This window comes from Archangium sp. (genome assembly GCF_036388035.1).
In the GTDB taxonomy this organism is placed as follows: Bacteria; Myxococcota; Myxococcia; order Myxococcales; family Myxococcaceae; genus Archangium.
Map to the genome: position 1 here is coordinate 1 of NZ_DASVSO010000417.1, position 4,161 is coordinate 4,161.

Consider the following 4,161-nt stretch of genomic DNA (forward strand, 5'->3'; position numbering starts at 1 on the left):
TCACCCGTCTTGAGCTTGGGGTTCACCTGGGTGCCGCGCGAGGCGACCTTGCCCCTGATACCGATGCAGTACTCGAGGCGCAGCTGGCCCGCCACCTCGTGGGCCTCCTTGGCGAGGTCCGGCTCGAACACCACCTGGGTGAGACCCTCCCGGTCACGCAGATCGATGAAGACCGCGCCGCCGTGATCTCGCCTGTTCTGCACCCAGCCGAAGAGGACGACCTCCTCGCCGATGTTGGCCTTGGTGAGCTGCCCGCAGGTGTGAGTACGCTTGACCTCGGTGATGAACGGGACCGCCATGACACCGCCTGTACAGAGGAGTTGGAAGGGCGGCACCATAGAGAGCGTGGAAACGATGCGTCAAGGAATCCCCGACGGGGGCCGGCGGCTCAACGTGCGGAGGATGGCACTGGCCATCGGGACCCCGCTGGCCCTGCTGCTGGCGCCTCTGTCGGCACGCGCGGGCTCGGTGATGGCCGAGGCGAGCGTGGGGGGCAGCCAGCGCACCTGGACGCTCCTGGGCGACGTGGAGCTGCGCCAGGACGAGACCTTCCTCACCCTCGGCTACACCGGGGCGCGGACGCAGTCGGACACCGCCCTCTCCCACCAGCTCTCGGCCGGGGTGGACCACGCCCTCGGCGAGCACTGGCTCCTCTCGGGGCTCCTCAACGTGGGCCTGCCCAAGACGAGCCTCACCCCGGTGGCGCCGGAACGGCCGCTGCTCGGCCTGCCCGCGCTCTCGACGCGCACCGGCTACCACAGCGTGGGGGCGCAGCTCGCGGCGGCCTATGACTCGGGCGGCTTCTCGGACGTGGAGTACGGGTTCGACGTGGGCCTGGGCCTCACCCGCTACGGCCTGCGGCGGGAGGTGCTCGCCCGCCAGGACGCGCGCAACGAGTCCCTCTTCCGCCAGGACGACCCGCTCCTCCTCGTCCGCCCCTCGGTGGGCGCGCGGCTGAGGCTCTTCGAGGACTGGGAGCTGGGCCTGCGCGGCGGCCTCTACCTCTACAGTGGAGACCCCTTGAGCGCCGGCCAGTTCACCCAGGCCGAGCTGGCCGAGGTGCTGCGCCGCTACGCCAGCGCCGCCGAGGGCCGGCGTCTGCAGACGGACTTCTTCCGGCGGCGCGTCAGGGAGCTGTCCGTGGACCTGGCCGGGCGGATGCTGGGCGTCAACGCGCTCACCGGCTTTCCCAGCGCGCCGGCCCGCTTCGACGTCAAGCCCTCGGTGACGTACCACTTCAGCGCCCGGGTGCGCGGGCAGCTCTCCTACGCATTCACCCGCTACGTGCCGGGCCAGGGCACCTCGCACGTGCTGGGCACCCGGTGGACGTGGAAGCCGGCGAAGGCCTTCCGGCTGTGGGCCGCCCTCGCCCTCCAGTCGGACCACCCCGAGGGGGAGGCCCCCGTGCGCTCGGGCCTCGTCACCCTGGGGACGGAGTACACCTTCTGACCTGGCTTCAGATGGCCCGCCGACCCGTAGTAAGAAGGGCGGCATGGTCCGAAAGCTGACAGCCGCCGCCGCGCTCGCGACGCTCGCCGCCTCCTGCGCGCCGGAAACCCAGACCCCCGTGAAGGTGCGCGCGCTCGTTCGCTCCAGCAATGGCGAGTACGTGCCCCAGGAAGTCGAGCTCAAGACGGTCACGGACATCGTGTCCCTGGAGGGCCAGGTGGTCCGGCTCCTGGGAGGCGCGAACGTCCGGTTGGACGCGAACGACCCCGAGCTCCAGGCCGCCACCACCGAGGAGGCCCTCCAGGCCGCCATCGTGAAGAAGGAGGGCCGGCCCGTCACCGCCAGCTACATCGCCGATGACAAGGGCGTGCTGTGGCCGGCGGACTTCCACACGTGGAACCTCGTCACCACGTATTACAACTTCGAGCGCGCCTACGACTACTTCCGCACCGTGGCCGAGGTGAAGGCGGAGGAGCTGCCGCGGACGACGGCCTACTACTTCCCCGACTTCGTCCTCGCCGAGGCGAGTGACAAGCCGCAGCGCGACAACGCCATCTTCTTCGCGCCGGCGAAGGCCTTCCTGGTGCTGCCCTTCGAGAAGATCGAGCAGGCACCGCTGGCCATCAACGCCTCCATCCTCGCCCACGAGTACGCGCACCTGGTCTTCAACCGCAGGGCGTACGGCGGCCGCGGCGTTCCCGAGCCGATTGGCGCCTGGTCGGCCACCGGAGGTACACCCACCCCGGGCCTCAACGTCCTCAAGTCGCTGGACGAGGGCCTGGCGGACTTCCACGCCTACGGGGCCTCGTGCCAGTCGGCCTTCGGCTGCAGCACGCGCCTGCTGGAGACCTCCTTCGAGGGCACGGTGGCGGAGGACCGTGACCTGTCGAAGAACTGGTGCATGAGCAGGTCCCTGCGCGAGCAGCTCCTCTACTCCAACTTCGCCACGTTCAGCGGCCGCGAGTACCAGGTGGGCACCATCCTCGCGAGCGCCCTCTACAAGTCCGCCAGGTCGCCGGCGGACCGCCAGGTGCTGCTGCGCGCGGTGGCGGCGACCTACTCGGACACGGATCCCGCGAAGCCCGGCTTCGCCCAGCTCGCGCGCGCGTACCTGGGTGAGCAGCAGCGGTTCACGCTGGCCCGGGCGGTCCGGGCCATTGTCCAGCACATCCCGCGCGGCAACACCGCGCTCAAGGATGCGGTGTGCACCAACTTCCGCTCCCACCTGCAGATCCCGGTCGAAGAGCTGTCCGGTGTCCAGGACGGCACCTCCACCCAGGACGACTGCCCGGCCAGCACCCCCGTCACCTCCGCCTGCGAGTCGATCAACCCATGAAGACCGCCGCCGTGCATTCCTGGCTCCTGCCCTGCCTGTTGGGAGGGATTGCCCTCGCCACGCCCGCGTTCGCGCAGGACGACGACGCGCCCTACGCCTACCCGGATGAGGAGGAGAAGTCCGAGGAGACGGAGTCCCCCCGCCGCCGTCGCGCCGAGCCCGAGGACCGGGCGGAGGAGTTCCGCCAGGCGGCCGAGGAGGGAGATGAAGAGAAGGACTTCGAGCGGCTGGCGAACCTGGACGACCCGAACACGGGCGTCGCGTTCGAGGTGCTCGGGGGGGCGATGCTGCTGAGCAGTCCGCGCGGGCAGTTCGCCGACCTCCTGCCGGCCGTGGGCGGCCGCTTCACCTGGGAGATCGGCCGCCTGTTCAACAACGAGACGCTGCGCGAGGCGCTCTGGTTCGACGTGCGCTACACGTACGCCGGGATGCGCGAGGGAACGCAGCTCATCATCGGCGACACGCGGCTGCACTACGCCACCATCGCCCCGGCGTACGAGCTGACGGTGGGAGAGAGCAAGAACTACGGCTTCTACGCGCAGGTGGGCGGAGGAATCGCCTACGAGCACACCGCGCTGGAGATTGGCGGCAAGGCGACGCAGGTGGACGGCATCAAGTCGCTCATCCAGTACGGCGTGGGCTTCCGGGGCCGCACGCCACTGTCCACGGAGTCGAACCTGCGGCTGGCCTGGCGCATCGAGCTGATGCGCTTCCGGCGCGGCTACATGGACGACACCTTCGTGGGCGCCAGCATGGGCACCGCGTTCTAGGCAGCGCGCTCAACGCCCTGGGCGAGAGCCCAACGGAGAAGGGCTCGGGATCGAGAGGCAATGCCTCAGCGAGTCCGGGCCCTTCGCCTTTTCACGGTGATTTGAGGTCATCAAGCCTCGATGTATTTCATGCCGGTGATGCCGGCCTGCTCCAGCACGAGCTTGAGCGGCTCGGAGACGAGGATGGCCACGCGCCATCCCCAGGGGCGGAAGATGTGGGCGTCTCCAATCTTCGTCGGGTCCACCTTCAGCCCCTGGACGTTGCGGTACTCCCCCACTTTGTCCGGCCGGTTGTCCTCGGGCTTCCAATGCTCGACGTACTCACACCGCGTGTCGTCGATGCATCGGATGACGCGTAGCAGGTTGAGGATGAACCAGGGGTCCGTCTGCCCCTCCACCCGGGCTGGTAGGAGTTGCACGTCCTGGCTGCAGAAACGCTCGAGAAGGGTGGCCGCCCGGCCATGCACCACGGGGACTCCCAGACCCGTCTGGCTGATGTCCAATGCGCACCCTCGATGCAACATGGGAAAATACGCCACACCTGGCAGTTCGACGGGCCGGCCCTTCTTGAACTGCCAGGAGTCGAGTTCCTCTCCCTGCGTATCG

At 69.1% G+C, this 4,161-nt stretch carries 5 protein-coding genes; 3 read left to right on the plus strand and 2 right to left on the minus strand.

Translation table 11 applies throughout. The features are described from left to right. The coding region (locus VF697_RS16840) for an OB-fold nucleic acid binding domain-containing protein (protein ID WP_331096191.1) at positions 1-299 on the minus strand (299 nt) is incomplete at its 3' end. Positions 300-354: 55 nt separating this feature from the next. Between VF697_RS16840 and VF697_RS16845 the strand changes: the two genes are divergently transcribed. From VF697_RS16845 to VF697_RS16855, 3 genes are read left to right on the plus strand one after another with little or no spacing between them, the layout of a single operon-like run. Continuing rightward, on the plus strand, positions 355-1,449 hold the full coding sequence (locus VF697_RS16845; RefSeq protein WP_331096193.1) for a hypothetical protein: 1,095 nt from the start codon (positions 355-357) through the stop codon (positions 1,447-1,449). Between the two features lie 43 nt (positions 1,450-1,492). Further along, positions 1,493-2,785 carry a hypothetical protein gene (locus VF697_RS16850; RefSeq protein WP_331096195.1) on the plus strand — a complete coding sequence of 431 codons (1,293 nt, stop codon included), beginning with the start codon at positions 1,493-1,495 and terminating at the stop codon, positions 2,783-2,785. Beyond that, a complete protein-coding gene (locus VF697_RS16855) occupies positions 2,782-3,555 on the plus strand; it encodes a hypothetical protein (RefSeq protein ID WP_331096197.1) in 774 nt (257 codons plus the stop codon). Before VF697_RS16850 ends, VF697_RS16855 begins: the two co-directional genes overlap by 4 nt. A gap of 110 nt (positions 3,556-3,665) precedes the next feature. Here VF697_RS16855 and VF697_RS16860 read toward each other — a convergent pair. Beyond that, a partial coding sequence (locus tag VF697_RS16860) for an imm11 family protein (protein ID WP_331096198.1) occupies positions 3,666-4,161 on the minus strand: 496 nt, incomplete at its 5' end.